Origin of the sequence: Flavobacterium praedii, assembly GCF_026810365.1 — a bacterium.
Lineage (GTDB): Bacteria > Bacteroidota > Bacteroidia > Flavobacteriales > Flavobacteriaceae > Flavobacterium > Flavobacterium praedii.
In genome coordinates this window covers 2,833,236-2,850,220 of the sequence record NZ_CP113948.1, presented here as the reverse complement: position 1 = coordinate 2,850,220, position 16,985 = coordinate 2,833,236, and the positions used below count along the sequence as shown (strand labels likewise).

At 33.6% G+C, this 16,985-nt stretch carries 11 protein-coding genes and 1 pseudogene; 5 read left to right on the top strand and 7 right to left on the bottom strand.

The features are described from left to right. Positions 1-766: 766 nt before the first annotated feature. Both OYT91_RS12305 and OYT91_RS12300 read left to right on the top strand, forming a co-directional pair. Positions 767-1,210 (top strand): hypothetical protein, encoded by a 444-nt coding sequence (locus OYT91_RS12305; protein ID WP_269221565.1) that lies wholly within the window; start codon positions 767-769, stop codon positions 1,208-1,210. Between the two features lie 64 nt (positions 1,211-1,274). After that, positions 1,275-2,108, top strand: coding sequence for an SDR family oxidoreductase (locus tag OYT91_RS12300; protein WP_269221566.1), 834 nt, complete (start codon positions 1,275-1,277; stop codon positions 2,106-2,108). A gap of 210 nt (positions 2,109-2,318) precedes the next feature. On the opposite strand, the pseudogene OYT91_RS12295 reads toward OYT91_RS12300, so the two are convergent. From OYT91_RS12295 to OYT91_RS12265, 7 genes and pseudogenes are all read right to left on the bottom strand, one after another. Then, positions 2,319-2,516 (bottom strand): annotated as a pseudogene (locus OYT91_RS12295) (hypothetical protein); the annotation flags it as partial. 9 nt (positions 2,517-2,525) lie between these two features. Beyond that, positions 2,526-3,650, bottom strand: a complete 1,125-nt coding sequence (locus OYT91_RS12290) for an ATP-binding protein (RefSeq protein ID WP_269221568.1) — start codon at positions 3,648-3,650, stop codon at positions 2,526-2,528. A 524-nt stretch (positions 3,651-4,174) separates the two neighbouring features. Then, on the bottom strand, positions 4,175-7,642 hold the full coding sequence (locus tag OYT91_RS12285; protein WP_281238202.1) for an efflux RND transporter permease subunit: 3,468 nt from the start codon (positions 7,640-7,642) through the stop codon (positions 4,175-4,177). A gap of 127 nt (positions 7,643-7,769) precedes the next feature. Then, positions 7,770-8,912: an efflux RND transporter periplasmic adaptor subunit gene (locus OYT91_RS12280; protein ID WP_281238201.1), complete on the bottom strand. Its 1,143-nt coding sequence runs from the start codon at positions 8,910-8,912 to the stop codon at positions 7,770-7,772. Positions 8,913-8,935: 23 nt separating this feature from the next. After that, positions 8,936-10,273 (bottom strand): TolC family protein, encoded by a 1,338-nt coding sequence (locus OYT91_RS12275; protein WP_269221571.1) that lies wholly within the window; start codon positions 10,271-10,273, stop codon positions 8,936-8,938. After that, the gene (locus OYT91_RS12270) at positions 10,273-10,869 is read right to left on the bottom strand and encodes a TetR/AcrR family transcriptional regulator (RefSeq protein ID WP_281238200.1); all 597 of its coding nucleotides are present in this window, start codon (positions 10,867-10,869) and stop codon (positions 10,273-10,275) included. Before OYT91_RS12270 ends, OYT91_RS12275 begins: the two co-directional genes overlap by 1 nt. A gap of 302 nt (positions 10,870-11,171) precedes the next feature. Further along, complete coding sequence (locus tag OYT91_RS12265; RefSeq protein WP_281238199.1) at positions 11,172-11,867, bottom strand: hypothetical protein; 696 nt, start codon at positions 11,865-11,867, stop codon at positions 11,172-11,174. Between the two features lie 599 nt (positions 11,868-12,466). Between OYT91_RS12265 and OYT91_RS12260 the strand changes: the two genes are divergently transcribed. The 3 genes from OYT91_RS12260 (at position 12,467) to OYT91_RS12250 (ending at position 16,540) form a co-directional block, all read left to right on the top strand. After that, a complete protein-coding gene (locus tag OYT91_RS12260; RefSeq protein ID WP_281238198.1) occupies positions 12,467-13,711 on the top strand; it encodes a hypothetical protein in 1,245 nt (414 codons plus the stop codon). Positions 13,712-14,317: 606 nt separating this feature from the next. Continuing rightward, positions 14,318-14,710 carry a hypothetical protein gene (locus OYT91_RS12255; protein WP_281238197.1) on the top strand — a complete coding sequence of 131 codons (393 nt, stop codon included), beginning with the start codon at positions 14,318-14,320 and terminating at the stop codon, positions 14,708-14,710. 228 nt (positions 14,711-14,938) lie between these two features. Then, the gene (locus tag OYT91_RS12250) at positions 14,939-16,540 is read left to right on the top strand and encodes a phospholipase D-like domain-containing protein (RefSeq protein ID WP_281238196.1); all 1,602 of its coding nucleotides are present in this window, start codon (positions 14,939-14,941) and stop codon (positions 16,538-16,540) included. The last annotated feature ends 445 nt before the right edge of the window (positions 16,541-16,985 follow it).

The window sequence follows — 16,985 nt, the reverse complement described above, 5'->3', positions numbered from 1 at the left end:
GTTTTCCCAAATTTTATTTATAGATGTTTCAGGTTGTGAGTATTGGCGCCAAATAGGTTAGGGGTTTCAAAGCCTATAATGATTATTACGGTAGTAAATTTTGTAGTTGATTTTAAAAACTTTCGACGGTTTACTCCTAAACTGTTTTATTTTCATATAGGTTAATTTTAATTTTTAGGAGTCATATACGGTACCGCCTTTTTACTTATTGTAGTTTGTCTGCAACAAACTGGTTGTTAGTGGTGAATTCATAATTAGGTATTCCTTTTTGTTTTATAATACTTATTGTTGCCGATTTTCGGGTATGCATAAGGCTAAATACTTTTTAAGATCACTAATAATCAGCAAGACGTTTGTTGTTTCAAATGTATTCATTTAGAATAAACCTGTAAATTGAAATTAACTTAGGGTAATCCGAAAAATCAGATTTCTACACTATTTTGATTTCAGGCCATGGGATAAATTTTGCAGTCCTTTTGCATAAGCCAACTCCAATTGATGATTTTTTTGTGATCGTAATTTTTTTCAATGTTTGGGCTGTTTCGGCAATGAAAATCAGGTTTTTGGCTGTTAGTGTTTTGAAATTAAGGTATTTAATTTGTGTTTTTTGTAAAATATTTAAAAAAGGGGCTGTTGTTTTTGTTAAAATTTTATACTTTTAATATAACAATCGAAATATTTGTACAAAAAAAACCTTCATTGAATTGCAATAAAAAGATTGTAACGATTAGTTAAGTGATTTGTTTTCATTTTTATAAACGACTTTATGACAAAAGCAGCAATACTAAAAGGATCATTATTAGCCGGACTTATTAATGCTATTATTAATTCCTTGCAATATTGGTTTTCTATGGCTAAAGATTACCCAACTATTTTTTTGACTCAAAATAGTATTTCTTCTGAGATACCAACGGTTTTTTCTAAGGCAGTTCCAGTTGCGGTATCTTTGTGTTTTTTTGTGACCTCAATAGCATTTTGGACTACTAAAATGCCAAATAAGCCACCCTATTTTCCAGGTTATTTTTTAAAAGCATTAAAGCATTGTGTTTTTGCCTTTGGACTGGTTACTATTTTTGCAATCCTTTTTCAGAGATATATGGGTTCTATTGAAGTTTCACATACAACGGCTACCATTGTTACTGGACTTGTTGCAGGAATGATCACAGTTTTAGTGGATTTTGAAACCAAAACATCATTACTGGAAAAGTGATTGTAATACAACAAAAATAATGAGTGTGATTAGCCAAAAGAACGGAATTTAAATTTATTTTTTTATGGAAACAACAAAAACAATTGTAGTTACAGGTTCTCAATCTGGAATGGGATATGCATCACGATTATTGCTCGAGAAAAATGGTGCTAAAGTAATTGGAGTTACCAATACAGCTGACGCCGAGGTTCAAGCAGATTTATCAACACCTGAAGGAGTAGATTATGCGGTTCAGGAAATTATAAAATTGAGTGGAGGGAATATTGATGGCGTTTTTGCCAATGCAGGTGTAGATAGCTCAAATGCGGCTCTTGTTTTTGGTTTAAATTATTTTGGAATAATTAGATTGATTACTGCTTTACAACCTTATCTCAAAAAATCTAATAATGGAAGGGTTGTCATAAATGCATCCAATTCTGTTGTTATTACACCGGGTATTCCAAATGATGTTGTTGAAGCGTTATTAGAAATGGATAAAGAGAAGGCGATGAATCTTATTCAAAAAAATCCTTTTTGGACCTATCAAGCAAGTAAGACAGCCATAACAAAATGGGTGCGACAAAATGCCTTCAAAAGCGATTGGGCAGGTAGTAATATTTCGATGAATTTGATTGCTCCAGGTGTTGTTTTGACTGCATTAATCGAGCATGATATGAAAGATCCTGTAAAAGCAAAAGGGATAAATAGTTTACCTAAACCGAATGGTGATTTTGCAAAAGCAGAAAACATTGCCCCTTTGGTTAAATTTTTACTTTTAGATGATTCCCGTTTTATCATAGGACAATACATTATTATTGATGGTGGAGTTGAAGTTACATGGCGCGGAAACGAATCCCCTAAAACGTGGGACATTAGTTTTGATGATTTTGGTGCTTTATCGTCAACGGGAGATTCGTAAAAAACTAATTATTAAGAATTATATAATGAATACGATCTTTCTTCCCCCTCGGTAAGTTTCAATTTCATCATATCCAAGTACGCACTCCTTTTTTAAGTATATTCGTCAGTACTTGAATTATTTGAATAATATAGTTTCGAAACGAAGTCTAATTCAGAAATTAAAAAAAGCCACTTGTTTTTCTAGTTAACAAGTGGCTTTTTTATGTATTTAATTTTCTAATGAAACTCTTTTATTTCTTCGGTCTCTTAACCAATATTTGGTTCTTTTGACTAAATAAAACATTACGGGTACCATTACCAAAGTTAATACCGTGGCGTACGTCAAACCAAAAATGATGGTCCAGGCCAATGTTCCCCAGAAAATCACGTTGTCTCCTCCCATAAAGATGTGTGGATTTAAATCGGTTTTATTTTATTAAAATAAAAACTCTTCGTAGTTGTCTGGTGTTACTATTTTTGATGCTACATTTTCATAATTTGTAGAAAAAGTAACGGGAATTTTATATTTCACTTTAGGATTCCATTTTATTTCGCAAGCTAAAATTTGGTTGTCTATTTTTTCAATATAATCTATTTCCTGTTGTTGTGTGGTTCGCCAAAAATAGGGAATAGCTTCATTTTGTTGGATGTTAAGGTGTTTTATACGCTCGCTTATAATGTAGTTCTCCCATAAACTGCCAATGTCGGTTCTTTGTGACAAAGGATTGAAGTTTCCAGTAACAGCATTGATTACGCCATTGTCATAAAAATAAATTTTTCTGCCTTTTTTTATTTCATTTCGGATATTATTGGACAGGGCGGGAAGCTTGAAAACTACAAATGTTTTCTCGAGCAGGTCGATGTATTTTTCAACGGTTTTGTTGTCTATTTGAAGGAGTCTGCTGAGTTCATTGTAATTGACCTCGCTTCCTACTTGAAGTGCCAATGCTTTGACTATTTTTTGAAGCAATACAGGTTTTGATATTTGGTCTAATAGGAACAAATCTTTGTACAAATAGCTATTGGCAATCAGTTTTATGTGTTCCTTGGCGTCAATTGGGTTTGTTATTATTTCTGGATAACTTCCGTAAATTAAGCGTTGTTCCAAGTTTCTTTTTTCGTCTAATAATCCGTTATGAGTTACCATTTCTGAAAATGCGAGTGGGTACAAATACATTTCGTATTTTCTTCCAGTTAAGGGTTCGTTGAGTTTGTTGGCCAATTCAAAGCTGGACGAACCTGTGGCGATAACTTGAACCGATTTGATCTGGTCTACTATAATTTTGATTACAATGCCAATGTTTGTGATACGCTGTGCTTCGTCAATAACAAGGACTTCGTTGTCGCCAATGATGTTTTTTAGTTTGGTAACATTTGGGTTTTCGAATAAAACAAGCACATCCGATTCGTCTCCGTTCAGAAAAAGTGTTTTTTTGTCTAAATCGGCAATTAGATTTTCAACAAAAGTGGTTTTTCCAACTTGCCTTGGTCCAAAAACCAGTAGCGCTTTTCCTTTGAATAAGCGGGCTTTGGCGTAGTCTGTTTGTTGTCTTCTTACCATAATGAATTGATTTTGAAGAAACAAAAGTAATTATTTAAGTTATAAATCCAAAATTATTATGGTTATTTTGGATTTGAATCCAAAATAATTATGTTTTTATTGGATTTGAATCCAAAATAACTATTTTTTTTGCTGGTATAAGCGTAAAGGATAGTAGGCAATGTCATTAAGTTAAGAATTTCTCACTACGCTTTTTCAAAATATAACTCTCGCAAAGACGAGAAGACGCAAAGAAATCGGCACTAAACTTTGCGTCTTCGTGTCTTTGCGAGAAAAAACAAAGCTTAACTTTATGACATCGGGATAGGAGTAAGCTGCCGAAGTAGAAACGGATTCCCAATAGCTATCTGGAGACCGCATTAAGGAATGAGGCCGTGTGAGCGCATAGTAGAGTAGGACTCTTTTCTTAATGGGGTTACGCCCTAATAATTCTGATGTTTTAAAAAAAACTTCTTTTAAACCAAAAAACCACTCCATTCTCAAAATTAGAGAGGAGTGGTTTTGTGATTTGAGTTGAATTCTGTTTATTCTTCTGATGCGATTCTGCTGTTTCTTCTATCTCTTAACCAATATTTGGTTCTCTTAACAAGGTAAAACATTACGGGAACCATTACTAAAGTTAAAACTGTAGCGTAAGTTAATCCGAAAATGATGGTCCAGGCCAATGGTCCCCAGAATATTACGTTGTCTCCTCCCATGAAAATGTGTGGATTCAGTTCGGTTACCAAAGAGAAGAAGTCAAAGTTTAGACCAATCGCTAGAGGAATTAATCCCAATACTGCGGTTAAAGCTGTTAATAGAACTGGTCGAAGTCTGGATTTTCCAGACTCGATAATTACTTCTTTGATTTCGTCTAAAGTTAAATCATCGTGACTTTCTAAATGATTATCAGCTACTTTTTTGTCCAATAATAATACGAAGAAGTCCATTAATACAATTCCATTTTTTACTACAATCCCTGCGAGTGATATGATTCCCATCATGGTCATCAGGATTACAAAATCCATGTTGGCAATGACATAACCATAAAAGACGCCACTAAAACTTAGTAAGACTGTAAATAAAATAACCATCGATTTGGAAACGGAATTAAACTGCAATACGATGATGATAGTGATTCCTGCCAAAGCCAAAAATAAAGCATACATCAGGAAGCTTTGGTTTTTTCCTTGTTCTTCTTGCACTCCTGAAAAGGAGTAACTTACTGATTTTGGTAATTCATATCCTTTTAAATCGGCAGCAATTTGTTTTGTAATCTCATCTCCATTGTAACCCGTCAGAACATTGGAGTACACCGTCATAATACGTTTTTGGTTTTTCCTTTTGATTTGATTGTAGGTTGTTGTTTTTTTTGTTTCGGAAACAGCCGAAATAGGAACTTGCATCATTTGTCCATTGGCTGGATTTCTGAAAGTTAATGCCTGATTGAATAATATATTTTCGTTCTTGCGTTGGTCATCTTGCATACGCATGGTGATGTTGTAATCGTCATCACCTTCTTTGAAAGTGGAGATTTCTTGACCGTATACGGAACGACGCAAATTGAAACCCAATTGTCCTGTAGAAACACCAAGACTTCCTGCACTTACACGGTCAACTTTTACCTCAAGTTCAGGACTTTCTTTATTGACATCAATACTCAAACGTTCTATTCCAGGAATGTTTTTTGAATTGATGAAAGTGATCATTTTGTCCGCTTCTCTAAGCATTTCATCATAATCAATTCCTGTCAACTGAATGCTGATTGGATAACCTGCCGGTGGACCGTTTGCATCTTTTTCTACAGTAACTGTAGCTCCTGCAATTGCTTTTACTTTTCCTCTAATTTCTTCTAAAATATCGGCAGTACTGATTCCTTTTCTAAATTTGTATTCCGAAAAATTTACTGTTACTTTTCCTTTGAAAGGGGTTTCAGAATCAGATCCAGCATCTACATTTGGATTTCCGGCTCCAACACCAACTTGGGAGACGATGGATTCAGCCAAGTAATTTTTATTGGTGCTCTTATCTACATATTTACTTAATATGTTTATTACTTGTTTTTCTACAAATAGGGTAGCCTTGTTGGTTTTTTCAATATCGGTTCCTTGCGGATATTCAATATAGGTAATCACTTGATTTGGAATATTATCTGGAAAGAATAATACTTTTCTAGGGAAGATTCCCAATAAGATGAAAGAGAAAAATAATAATCCAATTATTCCAACCAAAGAAATCCAAGCATTTCTTTGGGTTAAAATTTTAGCCAAAAACACTTTGTATCTTTCTTCCATTCTAGGAAAGAAACTGTGTTGAAAATCTTGCGTCCATTGGTACAATTTCAATTTGTACAACCACATTAGCCCAAGCGAAATGATAGCAAGGTGCCCGATCGCTTTTGCCAGTTTGGAATCGTATATATTACCGACTAAGACAAAAATAACAGCAATTATTGTAAAAATGATTGAATAGGTCTTAGCCGATTTTTTGGTCACATTTTTATCTTCAATTTCCATAGAACCTGCGGTCATGGCAGCATTAACTACCATAGCAACAAACAACGATGCGGATAAAGTAACGGTTAATGTGATTGGAAAATATTTCATGAATTTCCCCATTGTCCCTGGCCACAAAGCAAAAGGCAAAAAGGCCATTAAGGTAGTTGCCGTTGACGCAATTACAGGCCAAGCGATTTCTCCAATACCTATTTTGGAAGCTTGCATACGGTTCATGCCTTTTTTCATATTGGCAAAAACGTTGTCAACTACTACAATTCCGTCATCAACAAGCATTCCCAGTCCCATTACCAATCCGAACAGAACCATAGTATTTAAGGTTAATCCAAATGCCGAAAGTATACTAAATGCCATTAACATAGACAAAGGAATAGCGGCTCCAACAAATAGAGAATTTCGTAATCCCATGGTAAACATCAATACGATCATTACCAACACAATTCCGAAAATGATGTGGTTTGACAATTCATCTACTTGGTGTTCTACACGAGAAGATTGATCGTTTGTCAACTCAATTTTAAGATTTGAAGGAAGGTAAGATGTTTTGGCTTCTTCAATTTTTTCTTTCACTTGTTCAATGGCCGAAATCATGTTTTGATTGGAACGTTTTTTTACGTTCAACATGACTACTTCGGTTCCTTTTTCACGGGCATAGGTTGTTTTTTCTTTTTCTTTAAAACGAACAACAGCAATATCTTTTAGGTAAACGGTTCCGCCATTGTGTTTTACAATAATGTTTTCCAGTTCTTTCGGGTCTTTGATTTCACCTACGATTCTGATGTTATTTCTAGAACCTTGAGAGATTAGATTTCCACCAGAAAGTGTCATATTCTCATATTTTACTGCATTCTGGATGTCATCAAAGGATACTTGAGCAGCGGTCATTTTAAAAATGTCTACGGCAATTTCAACTTCTTTGTCATCTACACCAAGGATGTCTACTTTTTTAACTTCGGGTATTTCTTCGATGTCGTCTTGAAGTAGTTCGCCATATTTTTTTAGTTGTTGAGTGGTGTAATTTCCCTGTAAATTGATGTTTAGAATGGGTACTTCTTCCGAAATGTTCAATTCAAAAACACTTGGTTCTACTTTGCTTCCATTGTCAAGATTTGGCCAGTCGGTATCTGCTTTTACAATATCTACTTTGTCCTTGATCTTTGTCTTTGCATCCAAAATACTGATTTTGTCTCCAAATTCGACAATGATCATTCCGTAATCTTGAAAAGAACTCGAAGTTATTTTTTCGACCCCGCTGATGTTTTTAAATTCTTTCTCGAGTGGTTTTATGATTAATTTTTCGACATCTTCTGCTGAGTTTCCAGGAAATATAGAAGAGATATATACTTTATTCTCTATAATTTCAGGAAAATCTTCACGAGGCATCGTAACGTAGGCAATGATTCCAGTAATAACAATCAATAAAGTTAGGATATAAACCGTAACTCGATTTTCGATGGCCCAACTTGATATTCCGAATTCTTTGTTTTGGTGTGACATATAAGCCCCCTAGCCCCCAAAGGGGAACTCCTATTAGGGGTCAATAGGATTTTAAGTTATTAAATCAGCTTTATCAATACAACTTATTTTTTCAAGCGCTTTTATTTCCCCTTCGGGGGTTAGGGGGCTAAAAGTTCAATTTCATCCCGTCTGAAATAGTGTTCATCCCTTCGGTAACAATAATGGTGTTAGCATCTAAACCACTCAAAATTTCGGTAACATTATCAGATGATTGCCCTGTTTTTACAATTGCTTTTTTTGCAATTCCTGTTTTTCCATTCGAGTTGATAACGGTATAAACAAAAGTGTTTTTTTGTCCATCTTGCTGTACAACATTTGTAGGAACAACCACTGCATTTTTGTTTACATAATCAATCACTTTTAATTTGGCTACTTGGTTTGGTCTCAATAAATTTTCTGGATTGGGAACGCTAACTTCTATTCCAAAACTTCTATTGTTTGGATTGATAAAATTCCCTATTTGACGCACTTTTCCTTTGTAGGTTTTGCCCAAAGAAGTTAAAAAAACATCTACTTCGGTACCAATTTTTAGTTTACCAATGTACGTTTCGGGGATAGAAGTAGAAACATACATATTTCCTAAGTTTACAATACGCATCAAACCCTGAGCGCTTGCTGCAACTACTTCTCCTTTTTCGACAAAAACTTCATCGATTGTTCCAGAGAAAGGTGCTCTTATTACGGTTTTTGCTATTTGTGCTTTTATTTGTGCTACTCCTTTTTGTGCCGAAATCATTTGAGTTTGCGCTTGCAGAAATTGAATTTCGGATCCAATTTTTTGACTCCACAGGTTTTTTTGGCGTTCAAAAGTAGTTTTGGCAAGAGCATATTGATTTTCGGCACTAGCCAGTTGTTGGCTCATTCCTCCATCATCGGTTCGGGCTAGAACTTGTCCTTTGGAAACTCTTTGTCCAGCTTTCACATTCAATTCTACTAAGTTTCCTGGAAATTCAGGTTGAATTAATACATTTTCATTGGTGTTAATGCTTCCTTGTACTTCGAGATAATGGTTAAAAACCGTGTCTTTTAATTGTATGGCAGTAACTAATGCTTCTGTAACTTTATTGGTGTCTAATGTTGCTATAGCTTCTTCAAGTTGGGTAATCTGCAATTGTAGCTCATTTTTCTTTGCCGTTATTGCTTTTAGATCTTTTGAAGCAATTAGTTTTTCAACAGATTGGTTCTTTTCGGATGAATTGCAAGCGAACAATACAATTGAAAGAGTGATTAGAATAATTATTTTTTTCATAGTTCTATATTTTATGAGTATCATTATTTAGTCGTTATTTTTTCTAAACTTGCTTTTTTATTGATAATAGTGACCATTGTTTGTAAGTACTTTTGTTGTGAAGTATACAATTGGCGTTGGGCATCATTAAAATCAAAACTGGTCGAAAGTCCTTCCGTAAATTTGATTTGTTGTTTTTTCTCAATTCTTTCGGATAAGCGCAAATTGTTTTTTGCGGTTTCGTAATCTGCGATACTGTATTCGTATTCACTTTTTGCGGTAGCGTATTGTAATTTTAATTTTTGTTCCGTTTCGGTCAATTGGGTTTTGGCTTGATCTACAGCAATTTTGGCTTGTTGTGTTCTGGAACTTCTGGCCAAACTACTAAATATTGGCACATTCAAACTAGCACCAATATTCGAATAATTAAACCATTTTTGATTTTGGGTAAAAAACTGAAATTCATCTTTAAAAGCGGTATATCCAAAATTGACATTGGCTGCCAATGAAGGCAACGCTTTACTTCTTTCTAGTTTGTATTCCAATGTTCTTTGTTCCTCAAAATTGGAAGCAATTCTAAAATTGATGTTGTTATTGACATCAAACTCGGTATTCGAAAAAGCTAAATCCATATTTTGAAGGGTCAAATCTTCCAGACGATCTGTCAAAACAACAGTTTGATTAAGTTCAATCCCTAAATTTATTTTTAGCATTTGAAAAGTAATATCCAATAATCGTTTGTTGTAGTTCAAGGTACTTTCTAACGAACCCAGCGTGATTTGCAATTGCTCGACACTTTCTTCTTCAATTAATCCATTGTTGTAAATGGCTTTAGTATCATTTAGTGTTTTTTGCAAAGAGGTAATGTTTCTTTCAAGGATTTCGATATTTTCTTTGGCTAATAAAACATTTCCATACGAGTTTATAACCATTTCTTTTATATCAATATCGGTTCTTAGTTTAGCATTTTCGTAATACTTTAAATACGTTTTTGATGCTTGAAGTGCAACGATATAAGAACCGTCAAAAATAAGTTGACTCAGAGTAGATCGTGCAATCATATTGTGTTTTGTGCCAAAAGCTACCTCGGCATATTCTCCAGGAGTTCCGCCAAAGAATTCTGCTGGTACAACTGATTTTTGTAAAACAAAATTATTGGTATAATCCAGTCCTGCATTAATTTGTGGTAGACCCATTGCAGTTGTTTCCCATTTTTTTTGTTTGGCTGCTTTGATATCTCTTTCTGAATTAATTACAGCGTAATTGTATTCCAATGCATAATCTATCGCCTGTTGCAAAGTAAAGGAGTAGCTCTTATTTGTGTCTTGTGCATTGACGCTCCAGGCAAAAATTAGTAGAATTAGTATAATTGTTTTCTTCATTATTGTGGGGTTTTTTGCAGTTGGTTTTCAAGTTCGATTATCCCTTTTGGAGTTGCCATTGCTCGAGTGTGGTATTCGAGTGCTTCCAATTCAAGTTTCGTTGATTCTCTTTCGGAAATCGTATTCTCTTTAATGCTAAAAATTAAGGAATAATAGAATTTTACATAGACATCTGTATTCAGATCTTTTCGGTATAATTCTTGTTCTATTCCTTTTTCAATATTTTGTTTAAAACACAGATTGCATTCTTCGATTTCACGCGACATCACTTTTTGATAAATATCGGGGTAGTGTTTTTTTAATTGATAAAGAGGAGAAGTATCTGTCGCCTGAAACATTTCTTTGAACATTTTTCTGATCTCAAAATTTTCTTCAATAGCATTGTAGTTTTTAGCAACAATCGTATCTATAATTCCATGTACTTCCTTGTGAACCATTTCGGTACTTTCTTCGATAAGCACTTCCTTGTTGCAAAAATATTTGTAAATGGTCTTTTTGGAAATACACATTTCGCAAGCAATATCATCCATAGTGACGCTTTTAAACCCAAGTTTTAAAAACAAGTCGCTGGCTTTTGATATAATTTTTTCTTTCATTTGAATATGTAACTGATTGTTATTTAATAATTTGATGTAAATATAAAGCGAAAAGGCGCAAATTTTAAACCTTTTCTTCAAATTGTTTCGACGGTGTGTGAATTACAATTTGGCAAAATTTTAGTAGTGCAAATATAACAAGGAAACGTTAAAAACAAAATTAGTTTCCTTTTCCCATTTTTTAGATTGGGTTTATAATTAAGTTATTAGCTTTTTTAAGAATAGTTTTTGGTATTTAACGCCATAAAAAAAGGACTTTCAAAATAGTTGAAAGCCCTTTTTTTAGTAGGAATGAAAGTTGTTTAGGCGGTAGGCTCAGTAACAACCTCTAGATTTTCGCCACTTACTGTATTGTAAACCACATAATCATTGTATTTGGCAATATCGGTGGTTTCCCAAATGCTAAGTCCAGTTGTGGTATACTGTATCAAAGTTTTGTAGATCGTATTACCCGCTTCTACGCGGTCTTCTTGTATAATATCACGCTCCCCAATTTTTATTTTCAGGTCAATTATCAGTGCTTCAAACTCATTGCAAAGCGTGGTGATTGCGGTGAGCATCGCAGCGGTAAGCCCGTTTGGAGTAAGGTCTGTCAAAAATTCGGTACCCACGCGAACAACTCTTTTTCCGGTAATAAGCAAATCCGAATCCGATTGTTGCGAAAGCGCCTCTGTTCCAAATTTTTTGTATTTCGCATTGCTGTTACCGTATTTAAGCTCGGCGCGCGCCATGACTGCTCGTATCGCCACGCGCAATTGGTCGGCTTTTGCATCTTTGGCGGCAGTAACTCCTGTTTGATTGCTTATTGCTTCAACATCGGTGATGGTATTCGAAAAAGCAGTAATTGCCGTTTCGAGAGTGGTTACCTGAGGAGCTGTAACACCAAAAGGGGTAAAAGCCGCCGCATCTCTACGCATAAAAGCAATTTTTTCTTTCCCCTTGGTTACTAATGTCGCATCTGAAAATTTGTACAATCGAACTACTGATGGTTTTTTCATAATTAATGTTTTTCTAAGGTTAATACCTACGAATATAAATAATTACTTTACGATTACAACTACATATATTAAATTTAACAAGAAAAAGATAATAAATAGTTCTAAACTCTCTTTTTGGTGTTAGAAAAAATCGCTAAGAATAGAATAATTCTTTTTTGGATATAAGATGAATGCAATAAGAGTACGGAAGTCTGTGTCCGGAACACGGAAAACCGCATCAATGACACGGAAGCTCGCAACAGACCTACGGAAGATTGCAACAGGGAGACGGAAGCTTGTATCAGGCCTACGGAAGACCGCATCAGGCCTACGGAAGCATGTAACAGGGACACGGAAGCTCGTATCAGGGCATTGTTTTTTCTTCGGATGCCTTATTTTGCTGGGCGGAGCATAAAAAGGGTTGAAATGAATGAAATTTGTGATTTGTAAGTTTGTGATTATTATTATCTATATTTGGGAAAAGGTATAAAGAAGTATTCACGGAAAAAGTCGGGAGACTTTTGTCATGTTTACAATTTTTAAGAAACATTAAAAAAAAACACAAAGTCATGAGACTTTGCCGAGCGGGGTAAATATCAATTAATTAAAACGTAAAAATAATGGATAATGAAAATATTATAAATGATGTTAAATCGATCTTGGAGCAAATGCCAGGGATTAATTATGGAGCACATGTTATTTCGCAATTGAATGTCAATAGTTATGGTAGTGGTCAGGCTGGTTTTGATGCTTTAAAGAATGCGTTAAATGGTATGGAGTTAGCTGAAGCCATTAAGAGTGCAGATTTAAATCAAAAAATTAAAAGGCAACAAAAATTGATAAAAGATTTAGAAAAAGAACATATTAATCTTACAGCGATAATTGGTAATGCAAACGGAGACAATGAAGGGTCACTTGCTCACACATTATTGGAAAGTATTCAGAAGCAAGTTGATGAATTAATTTTTAGAAGGGATGGGTTAATAGATGAAATAAAAACGAAAGAAGCGCAACTCGATAAAATAATAGAGGATAGAAGAGTAAAGGAAGTTACTCTAGATTCAAACTATTTAACAAAAAAAACTAAACTAGAAGAGGATTATAAATCAAAAAAAGAGTCGTTAGATTCAGATCAAAAATTAAAAGAATTAGAACTTCATTTAAGACTTAATAACGCAGTCGATGAGGCTAACAATAAAATAGCTATTGCTGAAAGTAATGCTAACAATAAAGTTAAACTTATTAATCAATTTAGTGACTTTTTAACAGAAACTAACAAGAATATGACTTTATATTCAATTGTTATATGGGGTTTATTGATCGCGGCAATATTAGCAATCGGTTTTAGTATTCCTAAGTTGTTAAATACATTTGATAGCTATGATACTTTTATTAAATCACAAGGAATTTTTATTTCAACCTGGCATATTATTAATTATGCTTTAGGGATATTGATTGTAAAATTACCCTGGGCTTTGTGTTTAAGTGCGGTTCTAACAGGGATGTATAAATTATTAAAAGGGCTTTTGGTAACCTATGAAAAAATTAATCAAGATAAACGAAATATGTCTGCCATTTATGCTATATCAGGTAATGTTGCACAGTCTCTCAATGAATATGGAATGGCTGTGGCAGAGGAGGAAGTAGAAGATGAAGTAACTGAAGATAAATTTACTTCAATCAGAGTTGAAAGGAAAGGATTGGAGCAAAAAAGAGAAAATTTAAGATGGAATCAGATTATGAATTATTTTGAAAAGATGCAACAAAATAAAGAGGAGGCAGTTTTGCCAGATGATGATCCGTCAAAACTGAAATTAACAATAGATTTATTAAATAAATTAATAGATAAATTCCCTAAACAATAATTCTTTAAATTGTTATTTTAATACGAAAGGCGGATTTGCAATCCGTGCCCACAAAGTATATCAATAAAGTGAGCGTTATAAAAATAACAATGATAAATACAAGTTGAACTTGATAATTGGGATAGGCACGGATTGCAAATCCGCGCTATCGGGTTTTGCAATCAGTGCCCCGCTCCGCGAAGTCTCATGACTTTGCGTTTTTTTAAAAGTTCTTGAAAATCGTAAATATGTCAAAAGTCTCCCGACTTTTAACGTAAATGTCTTTAGAATGATATGCATTTCAAAAGTTATAAAAAGCTACAAAGTAACAGTTCGATTATTTTGTAGTTTTTTTATTTTTATTTAAAGTGGGAGCGTTTCGATTTATAATAAAACGTTTTGAATTTATAAGATGTTCACGGAAAAAGTCGGGAGACTTTTATTAGATTTACATTTTACAAGAACATTTAAAAAAAGTACGAAGTCGGGAGACTTCGCAGAGAGAAAGTAAAAACTTGAATGAATATTAGATAAAATCATTGATTTTTAAAACAAAAAAAAACGTTAGTTAGAATTTAACTAGGAATAGAACAGAAAATATAAACTTTTAAAGCAATCATAAATAATATGTGGCCAGGAATAATTTGCATCATATCGGGTTTAGTTTTTGGAACGGGGGGATTATTTGCAATAGTCATTTCATTTAAAATTAAAACCTATGGAATTTCTACAACAGCAATTCTGTCTAGAATGGAAAAAGTTAGCGGTACATCCAATGATAGGCAAACTAAGAGCCTTAATTGTTATTATACCTTTAAGCATATCGATGGAACTGTTTATGAAGTAAAAAGTATTAGCTCTGGAATGAGCGATTATATTGGAAAAGAAACAAAAATTTACTACGACAAAAATTATCCTAAAAATAAATACTGTTTAAGTTCTGATAAATTGGGGAATTTTATAGGAGCAGTATTTGGTATTATTCTGTTAACTGTTGGTATAGTATTGATTACGAGATGAAAATCGATTATAGTTTAATTACTTTTCTAATATAATTAATAAAGTAACTACCGCCAACACACGCTACAAGCAATTTGGGTATTAGGCTTAATTTGAAGTTGGTTTTGTATTTGGAAGATTTGGCAAATCCGAAAATAGGGCTTAATTTAGTCCCAAACTGCTTATAGCGCGGGGACGTTGTGAGTCAGTTTAACCGATGCTAGGAGAATTCAATAACTTAATGCAACAATGAAATTAATAAGTAATAATATTGATGAAAATCACTTAACCGAGATTTTATTGGAAATTGACAAATCTGATGAAGTTACTATCTGTATTGCATTCTTAAAAATTTCAGGACTTAATTTTTTGCTTGACAAGCTAATAACATTGAAAGATCGAACAACTTTTTACGTAGGTAAAGATTTTTACATAACTGAGCCAAAAGCATTAAGTAAACTCTATAACTTGGGATTTAAAGTCTTTATAACTAATGAAAAAGGCATTACATATCATCCTAAAATTTACTATTTAAAAAACAAAGAAAGTATTGTAGCCTTGGTAGGTTCGTCCAACTTAACAAGCGGTGGTTTAAAAACAAATATCGAAACCTCAGTAAAACTTTGTTTTGATTCAGACTCAAATTTTGATATTCAGTTTAAAGAATTATTTAAACATTTTGAATCCAAATCAACATTAATAAATTCCCAAGAAATAATATCAGATTACGAAAAAAGGTATTTGATTTATCGAGATAAACATAATCAAGCAGATAAAGATTTTATAAAAGAAGAGCTTTTACTTTTAGAAGAAGAAAAAAAACGTGAAGAAGAAAGACTTAAAAAGAAAGCTGAACGCACAAAACCAAATGGCGAGAGAGACCATAAAGAAGAAAATCTAAAAATTACATCCGAGTATTTATTGAGTTGGCCTGAAAAGCTTGAAGAATTCAAACTATATAAGAAATCAAACAATGGAAATCCGATAGTTAATAAAAAGCATTCATTATATCCTTGGTATAGAAAACAAAAAAATCTTTATCAAGCGGAAGATGAAAATGGAGTAAAACGTATTCCGTCCGAACATCTTGATTTATTAGAAAAAGAAGGATTTTATTGGGGAAATGGAAAAGAATTGAATTCAATGCAAAAATGGGAAATTCAACTCTCGAAATCAATTGAATATAGTTTTCTTAAGAAACAATCATATGTTTGGGTAGTTTGGGAAAAAAGAGACCCTAATTTCAAATACAAAGAACAGGCAACTTGGTGTATTAGACAAAGACGCAGAATAAGCGGAAAAGATCAAAAACCAATTTCTCCATATGAATTAAGAAGATTAAAAGAAGTTAATTTTTTATTTGAATCTGAAAATGAAGGTGGCGTAGTAAATCAAGATGGATTTATTCAACACTTGATTGATTTGGAAAATTTAAAAAATAAATGTTTGAAAGCAGGAATACGAAGATGGATTCCTTCACAGACTGACCCTGATCCAATAGTTGCAGAATTAGGTGGCTGGCTGGCTGACAATCTCACATTTATTAGGAACCACACAAAAAATGGAACAAAACCTGAACTTGTAAAATCAAGATCAAAGGATTTAAACGATTTAGGAATTGACACAATAATTGGAAAAGAAAAAAATAATTTTGAGTTTGATGTTCTTGACTGGTTAGAGATGAAGAAACTTTATCCTATTGAAAATCCAAAAGGAGAAGCAAGAAAACCATTTGTAAAAGTTCTTAATTGGGAATCAGGTCAAAGAAATAAATACGACTCTGCACAACCTTGGAAACAGAAAAGACTTGTTGAACTTAAAATTGTGAACCCTGATCGCTCGGATATGTAAAAAAGTCTCTTATGTACGATAGCGCGGATTTGCAATCCGTGCCCACAAAGTATATCAATAAAGTGAGCGTTATAAAAATAACAATGATAAATACAAGTTGAACTTGATAATTGGGATAGGCACGGATTACTTCGTCAGTTCACTTCGTTCGTGTGCAAATCCGCGCTATCGGGTTTACTTAGTCAGTTTGCTTCGTTCGTGTGCAAATCCGCCTATCAGCATGCTGGCAAAAAAGCAAAATATAGCCTTTTAGCCCCGATTGAAGTGAAAATCCTTATTAGCCGGGGTTCGGCTTATAAGATTGTAACGGAAAGCGGGACGATGTTTGCCAAAAAAGCCAAATGTTTCTGCTCCAAATTAATAATCTAACCCAAGTTAAAAACACCCAATAAAAAAAGGGCTTTCAAAAATATTGAAAGCCCTTTTGGATAATACTAAAAAACTA

Excerpts from the sequence above, each read along its gene's own strand:
- OYT91_RS12305 (WP_269221565.1), top strand. The coding sequence starts at position 767 with ATGACAAAAGCAGCAATACTAAAAGGATCATTATTAGCCGGACTTATT.
- OYT91_RS12300 (WP_269221566.1), top strand. The coding sequence starts at position 1,275 with ATGGAAACAACAAAAACAATTGTAGTTACAGGTTCTCAATCTGGAATG.
- OYT91_RS12290 (WP_269221568.1), bottom strand. The coding sequence starts at position 3,650 with ATGGTAAGAAGACAACAAACAGACTACGCCAAAGCCCGCTTATTCAAA.
- OYT91_RS12285 (WP_281238202.1), bottom strand. The coding sequence starts at position 7,642 with ATGTCACACCAAAACAAAGAATTCGGAATATCAAGTTGGGCCATCGAA.
- OYT91_RS12280 (WP_281238201.1), bottom strand. The coding sequence starts at position 8,912 with ATGAAAAAAATAATTATTCTAATCACTCTTTCAATTGTATTGTTCGCT.
- OYT91_RS12275 (WP_269221571.1), bottom strand. The coding sequence starts at position 10,273 with ATGAAGAAAACAATTATACTAATTCTACTAATTTTTGCCTGGAGCGTC.
- OYT91_RS12270 (WP_281238200.1), bottom strand. The coding sequence starts at position 10,869 with ATGAAAGAAAAAATTATATCAAAAGCCAGCGACTTGTTTTTAAAACTT.
- OYT91_RS12265 (WP_281238199.1), bottom strand. The coding sequence starts at position 11,867 with ATGAAAAAACCATCAGTAGTTCGATTGTACAAATTTTCAGATGCGACA.
- OYT91_RS12260 (WP_281238198.1), top strand. The coding sequence starts at position 12,467 with ATGGATAATGAAAATATTATAAATGATGTTAAATCGATCTTGGAGCAA.
- OYT91_RS12255 (WP_281238197.1), top strand. The coding sequence starts at position 14,318 with ATGTGGCCAGGAATAATTTGCATCATATCGGGTTTAGTTTTTGGAACG.
- OYT91_RS12250 (WP_281238196.1), top strand. The coding sequence starts at position 14,939 with ATGAAATTAATAAGTAATAATATTGATGAAAATCACTTAACCGAGATT.